The organism is Bacillus sp. 7_6_55CFAA_CT2, assembly GCF_000238655.1.
GTDB classification, from domain to species: domain Bacteria; phylum Bacillota; class Bacilli; order Bacillales; family Bacillaceae_G; genus Bacillus_A; species Bacillus_A cereus.
Genome location: NZ_JH414711.1, coordinates 568,570 through 572,502, shown reverse-complemented (window position 1 = coordinate 572,502; position 3,933 = coordinate 568,570). Strand labels below are relative to the sequence as shown.

Below are 3,933 nucleotides of genomic sequence, written 5' to 3'. Positions count from 1 at the left end.
CCCTCATAATAATAAGAGTGCTTCTATTTTGTCACTCTCTTCTTTCCCTCCCTATTCAATTGTTATTTACTTCTAATACAGGAAAGATTATATCACATAAGTATAACATTGAAAATCAACTATTAAATACCAATAAAGAGGTCGCTCATCCATATTGGTATTTCTAATAGACAAAGCTACAACAGCATTACACGCTCATTAATGGAATCAACATTTTCTAAAAGTAACCATCTTCATGATGATGCATTCTCGTTAAAATAATCGTATCGTCTCCATTGCTAATATTCTTTCATTAACACAATTACAGAAGTTAATCTTGAGCTCGGGACACGCCTCAAAGTTACAATTGGCTTACCCGAAAAAAGTGATGCACTTGGTTCTGTAAAGAAACAGACCGTACTTCCTTTTTCAAATGGAATTTTATACACAATTTCTTTATAAACATTTTTTTCAACAGCGTAGTAGCAAACGAAGTTATATCGAATTACCAATAAACAGGTCTACTATACCAATAAAAAAAGGCTACCTCAAAAATTCGAGACAGCCTTTTCTTCAAAAAAATTATTCTTCTCCAAAACGCTCCACAAGTGTTGCAAGTGTACGTACCATTGCGCCAGTTGCTCCAGCTGGACCTAAGTCGTGCGCACCTTTTGTTTCTGATGTTCCAGCGATATCTAAGTGTACCCATGGTGTATCTTCAGCGAATTCGCCTAGGAATGTACCTGCCATAACCGCATGTCCTTCACGGCCTGGTGAGTTATTTAAATCAGCAAACTTACTGTTTCTCACACGTTCTTTATCACGATCAAAAATCGGTAGTTGCCAAATTGGCTCATCTGTTTCCATAGAAGCCTCTAGCACTTGCTCAAATAACTCTTCATTATTTGTCATTGCGCCTGTCGTATAGTTTCCAAGTGCAACAATTACACCGCCTGTTAATGTTGCAACATCAACAAGGTAGTTTGCACCAAGTTTTTTCGCATACGTAATACCGTCAGCTAAAGCTAGACGACCTTCTGCATCCGTATTTAATACTTCAATTGTTTTTCCGCTCATAGATGTGATTACATCGTCTGGCTTAAATGCCGTACCACTTACAACGTTATCAGTTGAAGGAATAACAGCGATCACATTTTGTTCTGGGCGAAGTTCACCGATAATTTCCATCGCACCTAATACAGCAGCTGCACCGCCCATATCACCTTTCATACCAACCATGCCTTCACGTGGTTTTAAAGAATAACCACCTGTATCGTATGTAATACCTTTTCCAACGAACCCAATGACATCTGTCCACTCTTCTTTTCCTTTATAAATAAGAGCGATCATTTTTGGTGGCTCTACACTACCTTGGTTTACTGCAAGTAACGCACCCATACCAAGGTCTTCCATCTCTTCTTTCTCAAGAACTTTATAGTCCATATCATATTTCTCCGCTAATTCAACAGCATACTCAGCAAGCTTTGTCGCTGTTAATACGTTTGGCGGCATATTTACAAGTGTACGAGCTGAATTTGTTGCACGTCCATGTACGTAGCCAACTGTTAATGCTGCTTCAATTTCTTGTGCATCTTCCGCTGTAATAGCCGTGAACTTCTCTAACTCTACACGATCCTTTTTATCTGATTTATACGTTTGTAACTCATATGTACCAAGGCCTTGTACCTCTGCCGCAATATGAGCGACATCAATCGCGTCTAATTTCTCTGTTACGAAAGAATCAAGTAAGATTGCTGCATCTTGTACTTTTGCTGCTTGCAGTGTTTTAAACGCCTTACCAAGAGCCGCACGTAACGTTTCTGTCGTGTAAGATTCCTTCTTTCCTAAACCAACAAAGTAATAACGTTTCACATTTGTTTTCCCTAAGCTATGTACTTTTGAAATGGCCTTTTTCTTCGTAGATAATTCTTTCTCTTCTAGTAAAACTTGTAATTGCCCTTCAAACGCTTTGTCCAGTTCTTGTACAAAACTACTCATTTTCTCTTCTTCAAATAAAGCAACAATTACCGCTTCATGACCTGCTAATTCTTTTTGTACTTGAAACATGTTCAGACCCCCTAAATTTCTCTATTTTTATTATAACTATATTTTTTCTAAAATGCGATAATTCGGACTTTTATTTTGTATCTATTTTTAAGGAATAATAAAAGGGTACTTTAGACATCCTATCTAAAGTACCCTTTTATTAAAAATAAACCTTATTATAAAGAGTAGTTCGAGACTGCAAAATGATAGAAATATAACATACTCTCAAAATTATTTATTAATATTAATAGTAATATTATACATAAACCGACTACTTTTATACGTCTCATCACTTTAAAGCCATATGCCAATAATAAAGGTATTGTAAATACCATATGTGCCCCATAAATAAATGCTTCAGATGCTCCAAAGCCAACAATTCCATGTAAAACAATATTAAATAGTAAACATAAACTTAAAAACCTTACAAAAGGTTCTTTTAAAAAGTTTTTCCATACAACTACCAATATAAAAGCATACACGGATACAACTACAATCCAACCGATTATAGTATGTGAAGGAAGAAGGTTCAAATGTGCAACTTCACTTCCTACTCGCAATGGTACTTCTGAAAATTTACCAAAGATAAAGGAAGATCCTAATAATAGATGAAACATCAATATACCTACTGGTTTGACGTATTCTGGTGAAAAACTCTGTTCTTGCGTAAAGCCCATACTAGACTTCACTGCCTCGATAAGAACTACATTATTTGCGTTCATTACTAAAACAAACGTAATCACGACAATAACAATAGAAATACTAGTCCAAATAATTTTTTTCTGCAATTTTTTATAACTCATTACACTACCTAAAAACCACAGAAACGAATTAGTTAAAGTGACCCCAGTTATTCCTAATGCCAATAATATATTGGTAATATTGAACCCCATTTTTGCTTCTTTTTCCCCATTAATAAATGGATAACACACAAAACACATCAGTACCAATGTGAAATTTGCATAAATAAAAGATTCCGGTGTCCACGTAATAACTAACATAGTAGCTGAGAACCCGTACGTGATCGCTAGTAGGAAAGAAACAATTACGTTCTTACAAATTTTACAGCATAATGCATAGATCATCACTACACTAATCGCGCTTAAGAATGCTTGAATGAATATAATACCGTGTACTATATTCCCTACTTTTACTGTTTCAAGTATCCACATGAATCCTTGGACAAAATAATAAAGGAATGGATGTCGGAACCAGCTCATCCCTACTATCTCTCCTCTCTCAAGGAAAAAACCAAAAATGTAATATCCTTGATCAAAAGAAAAATAGGTATCACTCCACTCCCCACTCAAAATTTTGGAGTGAGTATCCATTTTCCAACCAATGAAAAAATAAAACGAACAATAAAAAATGAAAAGGACAAGGGCTAATATCCCCTTTCCTTTATAATTATTCCAAATATTCAACATTGCTTCTCCCCCTAAGGTAGAAATACCATAATTAGATGTGCTACATACCCAATAACTGTTCCTAACACAAGTCCACCAAAAATCTCATGCCAATGATGTCCTTGGCGCTCTCTTAATTTTTCTTCTTCCGAACTTATATGTTTATTCAACATTCTTGCATGTTTACCAACTGTACGGCGAAGTCCTGTGGCATCAATGATAACAATTGTTAAAATTGCCATCCCGATTCCAAACATCGGGGTATTAAAACCTTCATGAAACCCTATTGTCATGACCATACTTGATAAAATCGTTGTATGCGTACTAGGAAATCCACCATTTCCTACTAAACGAAAAGCATCTTTTCCAGAACGAAGATAATTCACTAAAAATTTCAATACTCCCGAAGCTACCCAAGCTATAAATGGAAGTACACAATATAAATATGTTCCCATTGCTTTACCTCCTATGATTTTGCAATAAATAAAATAACCAGCCACTA

Annotated in this window: 3 protein-coding genes; all 3 read right to left on the bottom strand. The window is 35.5% G+C overall.

The window, feature by feature from the left end:
• Positions 1-561: 561 nt before the first annotated feature.
• The 3 genes from pepA to HMPREF1014_RS23450 all read right to left on the bottom strand — a co-directional run bounded on the left by pepA (position 562) and on the right by HMPREF1014_RS23450 (position 3,886).
• Positions 562-2,046, bottom strand: coding sequence for a cytosol aminopeptidase (pepA, locus tag HMPREF1014_RS23460; RefSeq protein ID WP_000487944.1), 1,485 nt, complete (start codon positions 2,044-2,046; stop codon positions 562-564).
• Between the two features lie 155 nt (positions 2,047-2,201).
• Positions 2,202-3,449, bottom strand: coding sequence for a DUF6080 domain-containing protein (locus HMPREF1014_RS23455; protein ID WP_043308791.1), 1,248 nt, complete (start codon positions 3,447-3,449; stop codon positions 2,202-2,204).
• Positions 3,450-3,463: 14 nt separating this feature from the next.
• On the bottom strand, positions 3,464-3,886 hold the full coding sequence (locus HMPREF1014_RS23450) for a divergent PAP2 family protein (RefSeq protein ID WP_000537666.1): 423 nt from the start codon (positions 3,884-3,886) through the stop codon (positions 3,464-3,466).
• Between the last annotated feature and the right edge of the window lie 47 nt (positions 3,887-3,933).

What these genes read in the sequence shown, in the direction of transcription:
- pepA (WP_000487944.1), bottom strand. Translation starts at nt 2,046, where the DNA reads ATGTTTCAAGTACAAAAAGAATTAGCAGGTCATGAAGCGGTAATTGTT.
- HMPREF1014_RS23450 (WP_000537666.1), bottom strand. Translation starts at nt 3,886, where the DNA reads ATGGGAACATATTTATATTGTGTACTTCCATTTATAGCTTGGGTAGCT.